This window comes from Olivibacter sp. XZL3 (genome assembly GCF_004368405.1).
Taxonomy (GTDB): Bacteria; Bacteroidota; Bacteroidia; order Sphingobacteriales; family Sphingobacteriaceae; genus Olivibacter.
The window spans coordinates 44968-65310 of sequence record NZ_SBJH01000055.1 but is presented as its reverse complement, the minus strand read 5'-3'; the positions used below and the strand labels follow the sequence as shown (position 1 = coordinate 65310).

Annotated in this window: 17 protein-coding genes and 2 tRNA genes; 16 read left to right on the top strand and 3 right to left on the bottom strand. The window is 42.8% G+C overall.

Annotation, left to right across the window (positions count from 1 at the left end; genetic code table 11):
• Positions 1-42: 42 nt before the first annotated feature.
• The 6 genes from accB to EPX21_RS11795 all read left to right on the top strand — a co-directional run bounded on the left by accB (position 43) and on the right by EPX21_RS11795 (position 6551).
• The gene (gene accB, locus EPX21_RS11820; RefSeq protein WP_134089901.1) at positions 43-534 is read left to right on the top strand and encodes an acetyl-CoA carboxylase biotin carboxyl carrier protein; all 492 of its coding nucleotides are present in this window, start codon (positions 43-45) and stop codon (positions 532-534) included.
• A 49-nt stretch (positions 535-583) separates the two neighbouring features.
• Positions 584-1924, top strand: coding sequence for an acetyl-CoA carboxylase biotin carboxylase subunit (gene accC / locus EPX21_RS11815; protein ID WP_134089900.1), 1341 nt, complete (start codon positions 584-586; stop codon positions 1922-1924).
• A gap of 249 nt (positions 1925-2173) precedes the next feature.
• The gene (gene tatC / locus EPX21_RS11810; protein ID WP_134089899.1) at positions 2174-3058 is read left to right on the top strand and encodes a twin-arginine translocase subunit TatC; all 885 of its coding nucleotides are present in this window, start codon (positions 2174-2176) and stop codon (positions 3056-3058) included.
• Between the two features lie 20 nt (positions 3059-3078).
• Complete coding sequence (rpiB, locus tag EPX21_RS11805) at positions 3079-3522, top strand: ribose 5-phosphate isomerase B (RefSeq protein ID WP_134089898.1); 444 nt, start codon at positions 3079-3081, stop codon at positions 3520-3522.
• Between the two features lie 12 nt (positions 3523-3534).
• Entirely contained in the window at positions 3535-5115 is a 1581-nt protein-coding gene (locus tag EPX21_RS11800) for a M28 family peptidase (RefSeq protein WP_134089897.1), read from the top strand.
• Positions 5116-5156: 41 nt separating this feature from the next.
• A complete protein-coding gene (locus EPX21_RS11795; RefSeq protein ID WP_134089896.1) occupies positions 5157-6551 on the top strand; it encodes a LutB/LldF family L-lactate oxidation iron-sulfur protein in 1395 nt (464 codons plus the stop codon).
• Here EPX21_RS11795 and EPX21_RS11790 read toward each other — a convergent pair.
• Both EPX21_RS11790 and EPX21_RS11785 read right to left on the bottom strand, forming a co-directional pair.
• Entirely contained in the window at positions 6545-7354 is an 810-nt protein-coding gene (locus tag EPX21_RS11790; protein WP_134089895.1) for a DUF4198 domain-containing protein, read from the bottom strand. The two genes, EPX21_RS11795 and EPX21_RS11790, sit on opposite strands and share 7 nt — an antisense overlap.
• A gap of 119 nt (positions 7355-7473) precedes the next feature.
• Positions 7474-7914 (bottom strand): MarR family winged helix-turn-helix transcriptional regulator, encoded by a 441-nt coding sequence (locus tag EPX21_RS11785; RefSeq protein WP_134089894.1) that lies wholly within the window; start codon positions 7912-7914, stop codon positions 7474-7476.
• Between the two features lie 224 nt (positions 7915-8138).
• Here EPX21_RS11785 and EPX21_RS11780 point away from each other — a divergent pair, with 224 nt between their 5' ends.
• Together EPX21_RS11780 and EPX21_RS11775 are read left to right on the top strand one after the other, a co-directional pair.
• A complete protein-coding gene (locus EPX21_RS11780) occupies positions 8139-9005 on the top strand; it encodes a cupin-like domain-containing protein (RefSeq protein ID WP_134089893.1) in 867 nt (288 codons plus the stop codon).
• A 245-nt stretch (positions 9006-9250) separates the two neighbouring features.
• Positions 9251-9745, top strand: coding sequence for a hypothetical protein (locus EPX21_RS11775; protein WP_134089892.1), 495 nt, complete (start codon positions 9251-9253; stop codon positions 9743-9745).
• 69 nt (positions 9746-9814) lie between these two features.
• On the opposite strand, the gene EPX21_RS11770 is transcribed toward EPX21_RS11775, so the two are convergent.
• Positions 9815-11626: a M61 family metallopeptidase gene (locus EPX21_RS11770; protein ID WP_134089891.1), complete on the bottom strand. Its 1812-nt coding sequence runs from the start codon at positions 11624-11626 to the stop codon at positions 9815-9817.
• A gap of 226 nt (positions 11627-11852) precedes the next feature.
• On the opposite strand from EPX21_RS11770, the gene EPX21_RS11765 reads away from it, so the two are divergent.
• The 8 genes from EPX21_RS11765 (at position 11853) to EPX21_RS11730 (ending at position 20331) form a co-directional block, all read left to right on the top strand.
• A complete protein-coding gene (locus EPX21_RS11765; protein WP_134089890.1) occupies positions 11853-12917 on the top strand; it encodes an efflux RND transporter periplasmic adaptor subunit in 1065 nt (354 codons plus the stop codon).
• Entirely contained in the window at positions 12914-16030 is a 3117-nt protein-coding gene (locus EPX21_RS11760; RefSeq protein ID WP_134089889.1) for an efflux RND transporter permease subunit, read from the top strand. The genes EPX21_RS11765 and EPX21_RS11760 overlap by 4 nt, the downstream gene beginning before the upstream one ends.
• Before the next feature lie 13 nt (positions 16031-16043).
• Positions 16044-17351, top strand: coding sequence for a TolC family protein (locus tag EPX21_RS11755; RefSeq protein WP_134089888.1), 1308 nt, complete (start codon positions 16044-16046; stop codon positions 17349-17351).
• Positions 17352-17438: 87 nt separating this feature from the next.
• Positions 17439-18290 (top strand): N-acetylglucosamine kinase, encoded by an 852-nt coding sequence (locus tag EPX21_RS11750; protein WP_134089887.1) that lies wholly within the window; start codon positions 17439-17441, stop codon positions 18288-18290.
• A gap of 12 nt (positions 18291-18302) precedes the next feature.
• Positions 18303-18815, top strand: a complete 513-nt coding sequence (locus tag EPX21_RS11745) for a glutathione peroxidase (RefSeq protein ID WP_134089886.1) — start codon at positions 18303-18305, stop codon at positions 18813-18815.
• 492 nt (positions 18816-19307) lie between these two features.
• Positions 19308-19382: transfer RNA gene (locus EPX21_RS11740), tRNA-Val, on the top strand.
• Positions 19383-19439: 57 nt separating this feature from the next.
• Positions 19440-19514, top strand: a tRNA-Val gene (locus tag EPX21_RS11735).
• A 181-nt stretch (positions 19515-19695) separates the two neighbouring features.
• Entirely contained in the window at positions 19696-20331 is a 636-nt protein-coding gene (locus EPX21_RS11730; RefSeq protein WP_134089885.1) for a hypothetical protein, read from the top strand.
• Positions 20332-20343: the final 12 nt, after the last annotated feature.

Sequence of the window (20343 nt, the reverse complement as noted above, 5' to 3'; positions counted from 1 at the left end):
AAAATTTATAATTGTTAGATATTAAACTTAGAACCAACGAATATGAGCATGGATATTAAACAAATTCAGGACCTGATTAAGTTTGTAGCGAAGTCAGGAGTTAATGAAGTTGCTATTGAAGAAAAAGATTTCAAAATAACCATAAAGACCAATCAAGAGCCTACTTATGTTACAGCCAGTATTCCTGCAGCTGCACCTGTAATACCGCAACAAGCTGCCGTAAGTGCTCCTATAGCGGCGCCTACTCCTACCGTTGACACCGCTACCGCCAAATCTGCCGACGACTCTTCCAAGTATATAGCGATCAAGTCGCCTATGATCGGCACTTTCTACCGCTCTGCCAGCCCTGATAAGCCCTCATATGTAAATGTGGGCGATGAGGTAAAACCGGGCCAAGTGGTTTGTATTGTAGAAGCCATGAAGTTATTTAACGAAATTGAAACAGAAATTTCAGGAAAAATAGTAAAAGTGTTGGTAGATAACGCTCAACCGGTTGAGTATGACCAACCTCTATTCTTGGTTGATCCTTCTTAAGTAATAACCTATTGACCGAATAAAGATATTGGTTTATCAAAAAAAATTCATGTTTAAAAAAATTTTAATAGCAAATCGCGGAGAAATTGCGCTACGAATTATTAGAACATGTAAAGAGATGGGCATCAAGAGCGTTGCAGTTTACTCAACGGCCGATCGTGAAAGCTTACATGTTCGCTTTGCTGATGAGGCCGTTTGTATAGGCCCTCCTGCCAGTAAAGATTCTTATCTAAACATCCCAAATATAATTGCCGCAGCTGAATTGACAAATGCTGATGCAATCCACCCCGGATATGGTTTCCTTTCAGAAAACGAAAAATTTTCTGCAATATGCCGTGATTATGGCATTAAATTCATTGGCGCAACGCCTGAGCAAATCCGGAGCATGGGAGATAAAGCATCGGCAAAAGAGACCATGCGAAATGCAGGGGTACCGACGATTCCAGGTTCAGACGGTTTGATTCCCACTGTAGCGGAAGGTTTGCGGATAGCCAACCAGATAGGTTATCCAGTAATTCTAAAAGCGACAGCCGGGGGCGGAGGCAGAGGCATGCGCGTTGTTTGGAAAGACAGTGAGTTTGAGCCGGCCTGGGATTCAGCCCGGCAAGAAGCGGGTGCAGCTTTCGGTAATGATGGAATTTATTTAGAAAAGTTTGTAGAAGATCCGCGCCATATCGAAATCCAGGTTATCGGAGATCAATACGGAACGGTTTGCCACTTATCGGAAAGAGATTGTTCTATCCAGCGGCGCCATCAAAAACTAGTAGAAGAAGCCCCTTCTCCGTTTATTACCCCCGAATTGCGCCAAAAAATGGGTGACGCAGCGATCGCAGGGGCAAAAGCGGTTAATTATGAAGGTGCCGGTACGATCGAATTCTTAGTAGACAAACACCGGAACTTCTACTTTATGGAGATGAATACCCGTATTCAGGTAGAACATCCCGTAACAGAAGAGGTAATTAACTTCGATTTGATAAAAGAACAAATCAAAGTGGCCGCAGGCGTGCCTTTATCCGGCAGAAATTACGAACCGAATATGCACGCTATCGAGTGCAGAATAAACGCAGAAGATCCATTTAACGGTTTCCGCCCGTCGCCAGGAAGAATCACTACATTTCATTCACCGGGCGGCCACGGCGTAAGAGTGGACACACACGTGTATGCCGGCTATCAAATTCCACCTAATTATGACTCGATGATTGCGAAACTCATCTGTGTGGCACAAACCCGCGAGGAGGCAATTTCCACCATGGAGCGAGCATTGAGTGAATTTGTTATCGAAGGCATAAAAACAACAATTCCTTTACATTTGAAATTAATGAAGGATCCTAATTTCAGAGCGGGAAACTTTACAACGAAGTTTATGGAAACGTTTGATCTTTCTGAATAAAAATAGATGCATGGACAAGTGCCTATCGGTAAAACATAAAGCCTTGTCCCTAGCGCTCGATCAAGAAACACATATGCTTTATAAGCTGGACCTCTTTAAGACAGGAGCATTTGAGCGATAATCTTCATATAAAAATACCATTCTTATATTAAGAATGGTATTTTTGTTTACTTATGAAGTGTGTTTTGGCCCGTCCAACTGACCTGTTTCATTATACGTTGATAGATTTATATTTGATTACTTAATATTATGAGTGAAATCTCTGGAAAAAAAATTATCGATACCATTAAACAAAAAGGCAAGACAATAGAAGCCGAAATGTCCTTCTTCGATCATCTAGAGGTTCTAAGATGGCATTTAATTCGGTCGGCAATTGCTATTGCGGTATTCATGGGCTTATCATTCGCCTTCTACGACTTTATCTTCGACACCATTATCATGGGCCCTAAGAAGCCCGATTTTTGGACGTACAGGATGATGTGCAGCATTGGAGAAAAGTTTAATTTAGGCCCGGATTTTTGTGTTACCGATATCCCGATAAATATTATCAACACCGATATGGCCGGCCAATTTACCTTGCAACTAAATTCGTCTTTATTGATCGGCTTGGTTTTAGGCTTTCCCTATGTGCTTTACGAGATCTGGTTGTTTATTAAACCAGCTTTAACAGATATTGAACGAAAGTCGGCCAACGGATTTGTGTTCTATGCCACCTTATTGTTTATCCTGGGTATCCTTTTTGGGTATTTTATGATCGCGCCTTTGTCGGTTAACTTCTTAGCCCATTATACCGTAAGTCCGGAAATCGATAATCAAATAACCGTAGATTCGTATTTATCCTCGGTGGCCACACTAACGCTGGGAACAGGGATCGTTTTCGAACTGCCGATCATCATTTATATCTTGTCAAAAATTGGCATCATGACTCCACAGTTTATGAAGGCAACAAGAAGATATGCCATTATTGTCATTCTTGTGATAGCGGCTATCGTAACGCCTACGCCCGACATCTTGACCATGCTAACGGTGAGCTTTCCGCTATTCTTACTATATGAGTTAAGCATAGTTATTGCCGGAAGAGTTGAGAAAACCAAACTGAAAGCAGAGAAAGCATTCTATAATAATCAACAATAAAGCGCTATATTCTAACAACGATGATTCAAGTTCAAACGATCGCTATAGGCGGCGACCATGCAGGTTTCGAATACAAATCGGCCATTATTAAATACTTAGAAGAGCTCGGATATACTGTTCACAATTTCGGAACGGACAGTAGTGACTCTGTAGACTACCCCGACTTTGCGCATCCAACAGCAAGCGCCGTAGAGAATGCTACCTGCGACATGGGCGTCTTAATATGTGGTAGCGCCAATGGGGTTGCAATAACGGCAAACAAACACCAGGGCATACGCGCCGCAATTTGCTGGAAGCCTGAAATCGCGGCACTTGCACGGCAACACAATGACGCAAACGTCATCTGTTTACCGGCACGTTTCACCTCAATAGACGAATGTAAAGAAATGGTACGGGTTTTCCTTACGACCGCATTTGAAGGCGGAAGACACGGTACACGCGTAAATAAGATAGCCTGTTTATAAAATATATTTATTATGTCACTTAAAGGAATTATCAGCACGATAAATCTTCTCATTATTAACAGTTGTTTAGCTCAGGATAAACTCCCATCAGCTTATGCTGATTTAATCGATCCAATTTCCAGTAAAAAACACTTAACAATTATTGCTTCAGACGAATATGAAGGTAGAGAAACGGGCACAAAGGGGGCGGACAAAGCCGCTACATATATTGCAAAGGAGTTTAGCAGGCTTGGTTTAAAGGCGCCGGTCAATAACAGCTATTTCCAACCCGTCGAGTTGGCAAAAAAGACCTTCACAGTCGATCGTTTTAAGGTGGGCGACCATACCCTTCAGCACGAAAAAGACTTTCTCCTCATTAGCCAAAAGCAAAAACAAGATATACAAGCCGACGAAATAGTTTTTATCGGTTACGGCATAAGTGATAAAGGCTATGATGACTTAGCCAAGCTCGACATCAGGGGTAAAACCGTGCTATTACTTAACGAAGACGAGCCTCGGGATGCAAACGGAACATCTATCATAACTGGACAAGCCAAAGGCTCTCTTTGGTCGACCAGCAACAGTAAACGTATACAACATATCGTCAGTAAGCAGCCAAAATTGATTTTAGCTGTATCTGAAAGTACAGATACCTTGATGCAACAGGTAAAAGGAAAGAGGCGTGCAGACCGGATACGGCTAAAAGAAGATTTGATTTTAGATAGCACGCATTCAGACTCTTCTCCAACCATAGCCTATCTTCCTCCACGAACGGCCAATTTGATATTGGCGTCGTTAGGGAGTAGCTTAGAACAGTTAAAACAAGAAATTACAGAACGCCGAAAACCGGCGAGCAAGGCGTTCAAAACTTCGCTGTCACTGTCTTTTGGTTATAAGATCGTAGATGTTAAAGCGCAGAATGTTTTAGGTTACCTAGAGGGCACCGACTTAAAGGATGAGCTCTTAGTCATCACCGCTCATTATGATCATATCGGCATCAACCCAGACGGCCAAATAAACAACGGGGCAGACGACGACGGTTCGGGCGTCACTGGGGTACTTGAAATTGCAAAAGCATTTGCGCAAGCCAAAAAAGACGGGCATCCGCCTAGAAGAAGCATCTTGTTCATGACAGTAACCGGAGAAGAAAAAGGCCTACTGGGATCAGACTACTATACGCGTCATCCGGTACTCCCGCTCGGCAGCACCATAGCTAATTTAAATATTGACATGATCGGCCGGATCGATCCAGCCCATTTCTCGAAAAAGGAATATGTCTATCTTGTGGGCTCAGATAAACTCAGTTCTGAACTTCACCGCATCAGCGAGGATGCTAATAAACGATATACACGACTGGACTTAGATTACCGATACAACGATCCAAACGACCCCGAAAGAATATATTACCGCTCCGATCACTATAATTTTGCAAAAAACAATATCCCAGTTATCTTCTATTTTAATGGGGTACACGAAGACTATCACGATGTTGGAGATACTGTTGACAAAATAGATTTTCGACTATTGAGCAAGCGGGCACAGCTCGTTTTTTATACTGCTTGGGATTTAGTAACAAGAGATACTAAGCCAATCGTGGATTCAAACAAAAAATAAGTAAAGGATATTTACGTTCTTAGAAAGAAACCCCTTGCTTTATGTCTACAAAAACTGCTTTAGATTTCGTTTCGGCTAGTGAGCACAAAGCCTTCGATTTGCAACATCGAAAAGTGATTAATTTCAATATCGACCGATATGACAATGCAGTAAGCAATGGACTGAAGCAATGGAACAACCTTGAAAACGCAAAGCGCAAAGCCCATAGCATAAAATGGCGGGTAATGGAAAATCTGGACAAACTCCTACCGGAGTTTGAAGCTAATTTCCAAAAGAACGGAGGTAAGGTCATTTGGGCAAATGATACAGTTGAAGCGCAACGCGAGATCCTAACGATCTTAAGGAGAGTACAGGCAAAAAAGATTGTAAAGTCAAAATCGATGGTAACCGAGGAAATTGAACTGAATGCGTTCCTCGAAAACAACCAGATACAATCGGTCGAAACGGACTTAGGCGAGTATATCGTCCAGCTACTTGGCCAAAAGCCTTATCACATCGTTACACCCGCCATGCATTTGAGCTTAGCCGATATAGCAAAGCTCTTTCACGAAAAGTTCGATACGCCGGAAAATGCTACGGCCGAACAGCTGACCTTAAAAGCGCGAGAGCTATTAAGAGAGGAATATTTACTGGCCGATGTTGGTATCACCGGTGCTAATTTTCTCATTGCCGATACAGGTAGCATTGCCATCACAGAGAATGAAGGCAATGCAAGATTGAGTACAAGTTTCCCGAAAGTCCACATCGCAATTGTAGGAATAGAAAAATTAATTCCTTCTATTAACGACTTAGATCTATACTGGCCTCTTTTAGCCAATCATGGCACCGGCCAGCGTTTAACCGTTTATAACACGATATTAAGTGGCCCTAAACGCGAAGGCGAATCCGATGGCCCTGAAGAAATGTATGTCATTTTGCTGGATAATGGTCGAACCGACTTATTGGCGCAAAAAGAGCAAAGGCAAGGGCTCTATTGCATCCGTTGTGGAGCCTGTCTAAATGCATGCCCTATATATAAAAATGTCGGAGGCCATTCTTATGGCACTACCTATAGCGGACCTATCGGCTCCATTATAACGCCGCATATGAAGGGCCTGCAAGAGTTCAAGCATCTGAGCTATGCAAGCAGCCTTTGTGGCAAATGTACGGAGGTATGTCCGGTCAAAATTGACATACAAAAAATGCTCTTATTAAACCGACGCGATTCCGTTAAAGAAGGGTTCAGTCCGCAAGTAGAACAGTGGGGATGGAAAACTTTTGCAAAAGTGGCAATTAAAAGAAATTGGATTGACTTTTTCAATGGCAAATGGAAGAACTTTTTTCTCAAGAAATTCTTTACGAAAGCTTGGGGCTCCAAAAGAACATTACCCCCAATAGCCCAGACATCCTTCAGTAAACAGTGGAAGGAGCAGGAAAAAAAGGACAAAACTTATTGAAAGCGGAACGAAAAGGAGCTTTGATAGTAGTTGTAATTAATTCCTTTTTCCTCGCTTGGATTTGCATATACGGTTTGGAGCAGCCATAAACCCGATCTGTTCAGTTTAAAATATATCTTTCCCTCGGCGTTCGAACGATACTTGGCCGCGTGAACCTGTCCGTTTCCTGATTTGGTGTAAATAGTGGTACTCGTACCTTCAATCGGCTTGCCATCGAGCAAAATGATCGCAGTGATATCGTCCCCATATTGCAATTTGTAAGGATTCTGTTCCAGTATAATTTCCAGCTGCTTGCATTCTTTCGTCTTATAAAGGTTGCCGTTGGGCTTATCGGTAATTGTCAGCGCTTTAGCGGTAAAAAAAGTATTCGCTGTATATTCGGTGGTAAATCCTGACGAATCGATTACGGGTGCTAAGTCTGTCAAATTCTCCGTCTTTGCAAAATCTTCCACTACCAGCTGGTCGTAGGTAACCGCTCCTCCCTCAAACTCTATAGCCAGCAGACTTTGTCCGCCGTTCTGCTGAACAGCGGTATACTTTATAAACTCCTTGTCCAGCGGAATGGTGTCCGCTACCTTTTTACCTCCCTGCGTATAATTGCCATAAATCAAATTTTTAACCGCTTCCGGTGCTATCTCAGAAGGCTCCAAACCTCTTCCTTGATATAAAGTATAGGTAATACTATCTCCTGAGGAAGCCACATACGCGTCCGCTATGAGCGAGTAGTCTTGCGCACTTACCTTAAAAATAAGTAAAACCAAAGAAGAAGCAACAACTAGGAAACTTTTGATCATATTATGCATGGAGCTATCATTAAATATAAGTAGGTTCAAACCTAACACAAAATTTTTACTTCAAAAAACCTTTATCTCAATTTTAACAATTTTCAAACACAGTAAATAATATAGACCTCCCTGTCGGACTATCCCTCTTCCTTTGGAACATATTTAACAGCTAGTTCATTCAATCGCTTTAAGGTCTCAATAAGCTTCCGCCGCTCCTCATCCTTCATAAAACCATCCAGATAACTATTAAATTCCCTTGCGATATTTTTTGCGATTTCTCTTTTTCTCTGACCTTCCTCAGTTAAAAACACCCGGACAGAGCGTCTATCTTGATTATCAGCCTTTCTGTAAATCAATCCTTGCTGCTCCATCCCTTGCAACATACGCGATAAACTGGTCGATTTCACCCCTAATAATCCGGCTATCCGGCTTACCGGTATCCCTTCCTTCCTAATATTGATTAAAAGATATCCCGTAGCCTGTGTGATGCCGTGTTTAACAGCCAGCTGATTGTATTTACTAGCAATGGATTGCCACGTGATCTTTAAGTAATAGTCGACGGTGCTGTCTTGGTTCATATTTTGTTATACTCGCATATCGAATTTAACGTATAATTCCATACGAAACAAGCACTTTTTAACTTTTCCGTTGCTTGCTCCATGAAGAACCTCGATAACGAAGAGCCGTTTTACAAGGTAAGACTTTGGCATCAGCCTTGCATAGATTATCTACATAAAAACCATACTACATTTGCAAAAGAATTTATAAGTTTGCAGTTATACGTGTCATAACCTATATAGAAGTGCAACTAAAGAAGACAGATAGGCGTTCAGGGTTGAGCTCAAAGGAGTTCCTCGATCAGTATTTCAACAAAGGTATGCCGGTTATCTTAGAAGATTTCGTCAGCAAGGAAAGCCCGGCATTCAGTAAATGGAGTTACGACTACTTTAAACAAATTGCAGGCGATCATATCATCGAGCTATATGGCAAAGAGGATACTTCAAATGACAGGGCGAAAAGCGCTCCTGTAGCAAAGATGAAGTTTTCCGAATACCTAGATCTGATTGAACGGGAACCTACAGACCTTCGTATATTTCTTTTTAACCTTATCAAGCTGAAACCGGAATTAAATAATGACATCATCTACAATGATTTAACGAGAGGAAAAGTTCTCAAGTGGCTTCCTTTTTTATTTTTTGGAGGCGAGGGATCGAGTACCCGGAACCATTTCGATATAGATATGTCTCATGTATTTATTACGCAGTATAAAGGCATAAAAAAGATTTGGCTGTTTCCTTTGGATCAGTCGGATCTTATGTATAAGCTACCTTACAACTTTCACAGTATTGCGAACTTAAAAAATCCGGATTACACCAAATATCCCGCGCTTAAGTACCTAAGCGGATACGAGGCCGAAATCCATCCTGGAGAGACCTTATTGATGCCTTCCGGCTATTGGCACTATATACAATATGTGACGGAGGGTTATTCAATCAGTGTACGGGCCTTGCCGTCTAAAAGAATCGACAAATGGCGCGGCTTTAGAAACCTCGTGATCACGCGTCATTTTGACAATACGATGCGAAAGATTTTTAAAGACCAGTGGTATCAATATAAAATTGACATTGCGACGGCTCGCGCGAATAAAGCGATTAGAAAGATTAAATAGTCGCGCTCGTTCCGGGCACGCGTGATGGGTTACATGTTTGGCACCTGGTATTCCTTTCCGTTCTGGCCCCCACATTGGCGCGAGCGCACACGGCCCATTGCCCCATGAGGCAGTTAGCAAACAAGCTATCGAGACTCACTTACAGCGAACAATAATATGGGTCAAAAATTGTTTTTGTAACAAGTTAGCGTAACTTTGGCGCTTATAACATAATCAATACATTACATTTATTTAAGATTATTTCTATGAAAAGATTGCTTTTTATTGTATTAGGCGTTGTCTCACTTTCGATGGTATCCCTTAATACGCAAGCTCAAGCTACCGATGGTTACGAATATAAAAGTGCAATTGGGGGGCGCTTTGGTGTTGCTAACGGAGTAACCTTTAAAACCTTTTTGCAGGGTCAGAATGCTTTAGACGTCATATTAAACTTCCGTTCTAACAGTAAATCGTCGACTTTTAAACTTGTTGGTTTATATGAAATTCATAATGATTTTGATGGCGCGCCAGGCTTGAGGTGGTATTATGGTGCAGGTGCGGGTCTTGGAACTTACAAAAATAAGGAAACCGATAACAGTGGAGCTGCTTTTAGCATCGACGGCGTGCTAGGATTGGACTATAAAATTGATGGAGCCCCCATCAACCTATCCTTGGATTGGAAACCGGAAATGCGCTTTGCTCCCGATAACACGGGCTTAGACTTTGCCGGCTTTGGCTTTTCTATCCGCTTCGCTTTCTAGCAAAAAAGAAATGTCTCCTATGTTTGTCTTCAACAAACATAGGAGACACCTCTCAATAAATCTACCTCTTTATTGCTCAGCTAACCATTTTTCTCTTAATTGCTGTTGTTCCGCGGTAGCATTTTCAATCGGCATAAAAGCATACTTTCCAGTTTTACTTGCCCGTACTTGCACTGACAATTCCTTTAGCATACCATCGCGTGAAATAAGTATATTTACTGAATCGCCTATTTTGCTTGCCTGAATTACCCGATCTAGTTCCTTAGCGGCAGCATCTATCCGATAACCATTAATGGCAATCAATTCATCTTTAACGTTGATGCCTCCGTCCCATGCACCGCCTCCGCGCACCACGCTTTGCACAATTAATTTGCCTTCGGAAGCAGCTGTTTTCACTCCCAGATCAGGCGTCTCATAACCGGCATTTAAATTGACCAATTCCATACCGACAAATTGTAAATACTTGTTGTAGTCGGGCGAGCCTGCATGATTCACCAAATCATAAATATCGTCTAAAGAGGTTCCGGCGACTTTCTCTGCCAACGCTTTAAAAGCAGCGTCAGAATATCCCAAGCCTTTCTCTTTATAAAACGTATTGTAGGCTTCGCGCATCACATCATCCAAACGCTTAGCCCCCTTTGTGGCATGTAATATTTTGATATCGGTCATCATTGCTATTAAGGCGCCCTTATTATAATAAGACACCACGCTATTCAAAGAGTTCTCATCCGGACGATAGTATTTTATCCAGGCGTCAAAACTTGATTCGCTGAGCGATTGAATTTGATTTCCGGGACGATTCTCTACAGCAGCCACGTCGGCGGCCAAGCTCTGCAGATAAAGGTCTTCCGTATAAAAACCCGTGCGCCGAACCAATAGATTATCATAATATGCCGTAAAACCTTCCCCTATCCAAAGATTGGTCGTATAATTCTCTTCATCGTAATTGAAAGGTCCTAATGCTTCTGGACGCAATCTTTTAATATTCCATAAGTGAAAATACTCATGAGCAACTAAACCCAGAAACGACTTATATCCATTCTCTGTTCCATAGGAAAAGCGACTCGCACCCAATACGGTCGAGTTTAGGTGTTCAAGGCCGCCACCCCCTGCATGGTAGTTATGAACAATGAAAACATACTTGTCATTAGGACTTTCGCCGAAGATCTTCGTAGCAGACTCTACGATCTTCGCCATATCTTTACTTAACCTTTCTTTGTTGTAATTGCCTCCGCCCACCATGGCCACCTCATGAGGCACGCCTGCGGCGGTAAAGTGAAAGACGTCCTGATTTCCCACCTCAATCGGCGCATCAAACAATATGTCGAAGTTAGCCGCCAAATAGGTGTTGGCGTGCCCCTCTTTCTCCTTTAAACCGGTCGAAATCTTGTTCCAAGACGGATGCGGATTTACCAGTACTTCAGCAGAGCGATTGATTTGATTGTCAACATACATAAAAATCCCTGTAGGAGATAAAAACGCATGCGATGCATCAACGAAACTGGTTCGTACAGACACTTCGAACGCATAAACCCGATAATTTACGATCAAGTCCCGAACGCCTTTAGTCGAAATCCTCCACGTATTCTTAGTTACTTTTTTACTAACTAAGGCCTTTCCATTAGCGTCCTTCGCTTCAAATCCCTCTACATTTTTCGGAAACTCCCTCACGAGGTATGAACCTGGCGCCCAAACGGGCATTTTGACGTCGAGGTAATCCCCGTTCACATCGTCAATTTCCATCTTGATATCCGCATAATGTGCCTGCGGTTCTCTAAAAGAAACTTCGAAACGAATCGGGCTAGGCGCAAATGCTTCTGCGGACGAGGTTGTAACCATAATGAGTAAAAAGCTTAAAAGTTTGATAAATATTTTGTTCATCGGTGAAAGAATTAAGCTGCAAAGGTAGTAATTTACAATAGCATCGCTACACCTATTCGCTTTCGAATCGATTACAGCCGCTTTTAACATCAATAATGTTGCAAAACTATACGGCAAATAGTCTTAACTTTATACCTTGTAACACTTAGTTAAATCCGTCAGATCAACTTTTGTGAGCAATATCTTGTGTACAATAAAAACTAAAACGCAGTCAATTTTTTTCTGAATGAAGAGAAAGTACATTTACTTAATTATTATTGTAGGCCTTATTGCATTTGTAGCCTATAAATTTTCCAGTGAAAAAGGCGGTAAGATCGCGCCGCCCGATGAAAGTCCCAAAGGGGCTCCCATAACCGTAAGCGGAATAGTCGTTTCGCCTAAGGATTTCGAGAATGTATTAACGGTATCGGGCAGTATAGAACCGAACGAACAAGTTCAAATACGGAGCGAGGTTTCCGGTATTATACGTAATCTCTATTTTCAAGAAGGTTCGTATGTGACAAAAGGGCAAATTTTGTTCAACATTGATGACACCGAATTACAGGCTCAGTTATTACAACGGCAAACCGAAGAAAAACTTGCTGAGGAAAATGCACGGAGAGCCACCCTTTTGCTGGACAAAGAGGCTATCAGTACGCAGGAAAAAGACGTAGCACACGCCGATTTGCAATCGGCTAGAGCGCAAACACAACTAGTAAAGGCTCAAATTGCCAAAACCAAGGTAAGGGCACCGTTTAGCGGGAAAATCGGCCTTCGTTCGGTATCGGCCGGCGAATATCTTACGCCAACAACGGTTGTTGCCAGTTTGATGAGCGTTAATCCGGTAAAAGTTTTATTTTCCGTTCCAGAAAAATACAGCGCTCAAATAAAGGAAGGGCTACCCTTGAATTTTGCTATCAGTGGCTCTTCAAAGCAATTTAATGCGAAGATATATGCCATCGAGCCTGGAATCGACGCACAGACCAGGACCATACAGATCAGGGCGCTCGCTTCTAACGAATCGGGCGAATTGTTTCCCGGATCTTTCGCCCGCGTGCAGCTACCTATCAATATGGTAAAAGAGGCCGTCTTAGTTCCAACAGAAGCTGTAATCCCTGTGCAAGGCGGCAAACAAGTTTTTCTATATAAAGGCGGAAAGGCCACCGCAGTCGATATAGAAAGTGATAGTAGAACAAGCACCGACATACTGGTTAGCAAGGGCGTTTCTATCGGTGATACGGTACTCACCTCCGGTGTTATGGCCCTTAAAAATGGGATGGACGTCGATGTAAATTTAACAAGTAAGCCATGAGTCTTTCAACTACCAGCATAAAACGTCCGGTTCTGACGATCGTCCTGAACTTGATATTGATTCTGTTTGGAATCATTGGCTATACATTTCTGGGCATTCGCGAATTCCCTTCTATAGACCCTCCCGTTGTTTCGGTCCGCACGAACTATGCCGGGGCAAATCCGGACATCATTGAATCGCAAATTACCGAACCCCTTGAAAAGTCCATTAATCAAATTGACGGTATTCGCAATATTTCGTCTTCCAGTAACCAAGGATCCAGCAATATTAACGTGGAGTTTGTGCTTGGTAAAAACCTGGAAGAAGCAGCAAACGATGTTCGGGATAAGGTGTCTCAAGCACTCAGAAGCTTACCTCAGGACATTGATGCACCGCCAGTTGTTTCTAAAGCGGATGCCGATTCGGAGCCTATCCTAACCTTAACGGTACGAAGTGACACCAGAGACCCTTTAGACTTAAATGATATTGCAGAAAACGTCATCGCGCAACGTCTGCAAACCCTCCCCGGAGTAAGTACTGTACAAATTTGGGGACAACAACGCTATGCCATGCGCCTATGGATCGAGCCCATGCGCCTAGCTGCCTATGGCTTAACGCCCTTGGATGTACGCAATGCACTTACTTTGCAAAATGTGGAATTGCCTTCCGGAAAAATTACCGGAGCGAATACGGAGCTTACCGTCAAAACGCTTGGGAACTTGGCAACGGAAGAGGATTTCAATAAGTTGATAATTAAAACGGATGGCAATCGGATCATTCGGTTCAGCGATATTGGCCGGGCAGTCTTAGGTCCTGAAAACATCGAAACCAAGATGACCGAATCGGGCGTTCCTATGGTGGGCTTAGCGGTTATCCCGCAACCGGGAACAAACTACATAGAAATTGCCGATGCCTTCTATAGTAGAATAGAACAAATAAAAAACGAAATCCCAACAGATATTCTACTTGACGTTGCTTTAGATAACACCTTGTTCATTAAGAAATCAGTCACGGAGGTAGCCGAAACTATTGCCATTGCCTTGGTACTGGTTATTTTGATCATATTTTTATTTTTCAGAAACTGGGGTATCGCCTTTCGGCCTTTGATTGATATTCCAGTTTCGCTGATCGCTACCTTCTTTATTATGTACCTTTTTGGTTTTTCCATTAACGTACTGACCTTACTTGCCATTGTACTAGCAACCGGACTTGTTGTAGACGACGGGATCGTTGTGACGGAAAACATTTACAAAAAGGTGGAAGAAGGGATGTCCCCGATGCAGGCAGCGATCAAGGGATCGAATGAGATTTTTTTCGCCGTTATTTCCATCTCGATCACCTTAGCGGCAGTTTTTCTTCCAGTAATGTTCTTGGAAGGATTTGTGGGTAGGCTTTTCAGGGAATTTGGTGTCGTTATCGCATCGGCGGTACTGATCTCGGCATTTGTGTCGCTAACCCTGACGCCGATGTTAAACGCCTACCTCATGAGAAAGGGAGGCACGAAACACTCCCGATTTTACACCCTCACCGAACCGTACTTCGTTAAGATGACATCCGGATATGGCAGAATACTGTCCGTTTTCTTACAGCGCAAATGGCTTAGCTTTCCCATTCTTCTTAGCTGCTTCGGGCTGATCGCGTTTTTTTGGACACATATAAAAAAAGAAACAGCTCCATACGAAGACCGAAGTCTAATTCGGGTAAACGTAACGGCTCCTGAAGGAAGCTCTTACGACTATATGGATCGTTTCATGACCGAACTTACCCAGCTCGTAAACGACTCCATTCCGGAGAAATCGGTGAATTTAGTAATGACCTCACCCGGGTTCGGCTCCTCTTCCATCAATAGTGGACGAATGCGAATGAGTTTAGTGGCTCCGGAGGACAGGGTACGTTCACAAGCTGAGATTGCAGAGGCGTTGACCAAGCAGACCAGAAAATACACGGAAGCACGCACATTCGTTACGCAAACCCCTACCATTTCCGTAAACAGAAGAGGTGGATTACCGATACAATATATAATCCAGGCGCCCACATTTGAAAAATTGCAGGAAAAAATACCGGCGTTTATGGATGAAGCGAATAACGACCCCACATTTTCGATGGTGGACGTCGACTTGAAATTCAACAAGCCGGAGCTCAACATAAGTATTGATCGCGACAAAGCACAAAGCCTTGGGGTATCGGTTCTGGATGTAGCCCAGACCTTGCAGCTCTCATTGAGCGGACAGCGTTTTGCATACTTCATCATGAACGGCAAACAATATCAGGTAATCGGTCAATTCGACGATGCAGATCGCAGCTCGCCTGTGGATCTAGCATCTATATTTGTACGTAGCAACACAGGCCAATTAATTCAGCTCGACAATGTGGTAACGCTAGAAGAACGTTCCAGTCCCCCACAGTTATACCACAACAACCGCTTCATGTCTGCCACCGTTTCGGCCGGCTTAGCGCCAGGTGTAAGTCTTGGAGAAGGAATCGACGCCATGGATAGAATCGCCGCCAAAGTGCTCGACGAGAGCTTCTCTACCGATTTGGGAGGCGAATCGCGCGATTTCAAAGAAAGCGGATCCAACACCTTATTTGCTTTCGGACTAGCCTTATTACTAGTTTACCTCATCTTAGCAGCCCAATTTGAGAGCTTTTTAGATCCCTTTATCATCATCCTTACTGTTCCGATGGCCGTTGCCGGGGCGCTTTTATCCCTGTGGGTCGTCGGCGAAAGTTGGAATGTATTCAGCCAAATTGGCACCATCATGCTGATTGGGTTAGTAACGAAAAACGGGATTCTGATCGTGGAATTCGCCAATCAACTTAAAGAAGAGGGCAAAACGGTAAAAGAGGCTATTCTAGAGGCATCGGAGGCACGTCTACGCCCCATATTAATGACCAGCTTAGCCATTGCGCTAGGCGCTCTTCCTATCGCCATGGCTTTGGGAGCTGCAGCTACCAGTAGAATAGGAATGGGCGTGGTAATTGTAGGAGGAACGATCTTTTCTCTGATTCTTACCTTATTTGTAATTCCCGCCATTTACTTGTCGTGGTCTAGGCAGTACAAGCCCAATTTAGACCTAAAAGAAGCAGAAGAAATCGAAAGACAGGAACTAAAGGCCGCACAAGCTACGCTATAACAGCTGATTGTTTATGAAAAAATTATTATATATTTTTTTTCCATTATATCTCATACCCTTTATTCTCTCCGCGCAGGAGACGCTCAATCTGGAAGAAGCGATAGCTATCGCGCTTAAGCAAAATTACGACATAAGGCTTGTCAGTAATGATGTAGCGGTAGCCAAAAACAACGCGAACGTCGCTAACGCAGGCATGTTACCAACCATCACGGGCGATGCCTCGGCCTCCGCCGCGGTGCAAAATACCACGCAAACGCTGTTAAGCGGCGAGACGCGGTCGCTACAGGGCGCCAGAAGCACCTCTATGGCCTACGGAGCAAGTTTAGACTGGACTATCTTTGATGGTTTTCAAATGTTTGCCCGTTACGATCAATTGAAAGAATTACAAAAGCTGGGCGATGCCAATTTGAAGCAAGCCATCCTATCCACCGTATTCAATGTAGTTAGCGAGTACTTTAATCTGGTTCAACAGAAGCAACAGTTGACAGCCTTACGAACAGCTCTCGATTTATCGAAGTACCGCTTGGAGATGGCAGAGAATCGTTATCAAATAGGAAGAGCGTCCAAGTTGGAAGTGTTAGCATCAAAAGTTGATTTAAACACGGATACGACGAACTTGATGCGTCAGAACGTACTTTTTAGCAACACCAAAATTCGACTAAACGAGATTCTTGCCCGCGATGTGAACACACTTTTTGATGTTACGGACAGCATAAGTATTGAAGACAATCTCAAATATGACAACTTATTAAACCTCGCGCTGCAACATAACCCAGATCTGCAGGCCGCGCTGATTAATCGGCGAATTGCTCAATTGGAATTAAAGGAAATAAAAGGACAGCGCTATCCCACAATAGGCGTAAGTTCCGCCTACACACGGACCCGTTCGACAGCCGAGCTGGGTTTCTCTACCAAGAGCCAAGGCAACGGTTTCAGTTATGGCATCGCAACATCTATAAACATATTCAATGGCTTCCTACAAAAACGGAACGAAAAAAATGCAGCCCTCGCCATTGAAAATGCAAGTATTAACCTCGAAAAAACCAATCAAGCCCTTTTGTCGCAGCTTTCCTCAGCTTATCAGACCTATCTCGTCAATCTTGAGCTCGTAGACAGAGAAAAAGGGAATCAAATGGTGGCTAAACAAAACATGGACATAACGCTTGAAAAATACCGTCTGGGAAGCATTACACCGTTGGAATTCCGGGAGGCCCAGAGAAACTATGTCGATGCCAGCGTTCGTTTTAGCAACGCCCAATACGATGCTAAAATGGCGGAGATCGGCTTAAAGCAGATTGCCGGATCGCTCACCCTTAATTAATTGCTGTGGACAGTTATAGCGGATAATCCAGTATTTTAGTATATTTGTAGTTAAAACGTTAACACATAGAACCTACCGAATTTTAATATGATATTGGTTGTAGATAGCGGATCGTATAAATCTGACTGGATGCTCGCACTCCCTAACAGCGAACCTTTAACTTTTAGAACGAGGGGATTAAACCCTTTTTTTACGACCGAGAAGGACATCGTTAAGATTGTGCAAAACATAGCGGACATCACTCCTTATGCAGATCTCATTACAGAAGTGTACTTTTTTGGATCAGGATGTACCAATCCTGACAGAAGGGAAATGGTTTCCAACGCACTTTCCCAGATTTTCAAGAAAGCCTTTATATCCGTAGAAACAGATCTTATCGGCTCGGCTTATGCAACCTGCGGTAATGACAGTGGTTATACAGCAGTGCTCGGAACCGGCTCGAATGTTACTTTTTTCGACGGAGAACAAGTACAGCCAACCAAACAAGGACTGGGTTTTATTCTGGGTGACGAAGGTTCAGGGGCCTGGTTCGGAAAAACCTTGGTGACAGCGTTTCTTTATGGCGCGCTACCGGAAGAGCTCTCCAGAAAATTTGAAAACACGTATAGAATTAACAAAGAAATTGTTATAAAAAACGTTTATCAAAGAAATTCGCCCAACACTTATCTGGCCTCTTTCGCCCCTTTTATGGAGAGCAACCAAACGCATCCTTATATAATGGGTTTATTGCATCGGGGATTTGAAGAGTTCGTCAAAACGAATATCCTACTGTTTCCCGACTATCAAAGCCATCTATTTCACTTCGTAGGATCTATTGCCTATTATTTCAGTGATCAATTGCGCATTGTATGCGAACAGTACGCCGTACAAATCGGCAAAATAATTAAGCAGCCTATTGAAGAATTGTTTAACTTCGTTATCGAAAGAGAAACAGTTTAAAACCGTTGAACCATGAAAACGCTGCTTTTGATCATGAGCCTGTTGATCACGCTCCCATCCGAAAACATTTATCAATTTTCATTTACATCAATTGATGGAAAAACAATTAACCTGAAAGATTTCAGGGGAAAAAAGCTCCTATTAGTAAATACCGCTTCCAAGTGCGGCTTCACCCCACAGTATAAGGAGCTTGAAGAACTCTCAAAAAGGTTTGCCGGTAAATTAGTGGTCATCGGGTTTCCTGCAAATAACTTTGGGTCACAAGAACCGGGTTCAAATGAAGATATAAAATCCTTTTGTGAGCAAAATTATGGCGTTACCTTTTTGCTTGCAGAAAAAACCAGCGTAAAGGGTGATGACATTAACCCCATTTTTGCCTATTTGACCTCAACAGCCAATCCAAATTTAGCAGGCGAGATTAAATGGAATTTCGAAAAATTCCTTATTGATGAAAATGGACAATTAGTGCATCGATACCGCTCGGCGGTAAAACCTTTGTCGCCCGAAATCACTTCTCAACTATAAAGAGACCTGATTTAAGGATCGCGGTTCCGATCCGAACGAACCGTCCGGAGCTTCTTTCATATAAATGAGCGATCCAGTATGGGATCGCCCATTTAACACTTTAGGTTTGTAATCGGTACTTATAAAAGTATGACAAACAAATGATAAATCAAAATCAAACTCTAATCTTTTTTTAATTCTCGCGCATGCAAGCTGGGAAAATCTCCGCTAAAACAATAAGGGATAGCGCATGTAGTATCTGACGGGTTCCACATCAGCTCATAACTGCAGAGAAATGCGCTTTCATTGGCGATCGAGGTATTTCATGGATGTTTTGGAACATTCCATTTCTTTAAGTCCCAAACGTGAAATCTGACTTAAAAAAAATAAAACATTCACAATTAATATTTTACCTTTTAAACGGCGAAATAGTTAAAAAATATTTTGCATTGTTGCTGAACAACTCTATATTTGCAGTCCCAAACGGGAACAACGCGCCAAAAGGCGCTAAAAGGAGGCTTAGCTCAGCTGGTTCAGAGCATCTGCCTTACAAGCAGAGGGTCACTGGTTCGAATCCAGTAGCCTCCACAGAAAGTTCTTTATAATCTAAAAATTTTATTTGTCTTCTTCGGAGATAATCATTTTGGAGGCTTAGCTCAGCTGGTTCAGAGCATCTGCCTTACAAGCAGAGGGTCACTGGTTCGAATCCAGTAGCCTCCACAAAACCATTAAAACCCCGGCAATAGCTGGGGTTTGTTGTTTCTCCTCCACCCAGGAATGGCGCAATCGATTTACCGAAGCATCTAGGAAAAGCTCGACTGATCCCGGAAAAGCCATGGCATTCTATAAGGTTTATCTTATATTTGCCGGAGTTAATACGTCAAACACAATTATATTACTCATGCAAAGACTAAAATTTTCACTAATCATTTTCGCCCTTTCCCTTTGTTTAGCTAATGCGCAAGCGCAAAATACTACAGGCACTCCTGCTAAGACGGCTAAAGCATCACAGGGGAAACCACCACAAGGGCTAAACGGAGGGTCAATTGCAAGTCAGTTTGATTATATTAACAGCTCTTCCAATAATTTTCAGGAATATAAAGTCGTACGAAAAACTTCTTTGGAAAAGCTGGAAGCCAACATCACCGACTCGATCAAGGCAATGCAAGTCCAACTAGCGAATATCCATGGAACGCTTAGCAATCACGATAATGAAGTTGCTTCTCTAAAAGACAGCTTGCAGCACGTCGGTCAAGAACTTAAAGCGGCCAAAGAACAAAAAGAAAGCTTTAGTTTTTTAGGTATTCTTTTACCGAAAAGCACGTATAATTTATTGGTTTGGTGTATTATCGGAATTTTAGCACTGGCACTTATATTCTATATATATCGTTACAGCCAAAGCCATTTAGTCACAGCTGACGCCAAGAAAACACTGGAAGAGTTGCGTGCCGAATTCGACCAGCACCGCAAGAAAGCCATGGAAAGAGAGCAAAAGCTAAATCGCCAATTGCAGGATGAATTGAACAAAAGGCTTTAAATTTAAACGAAG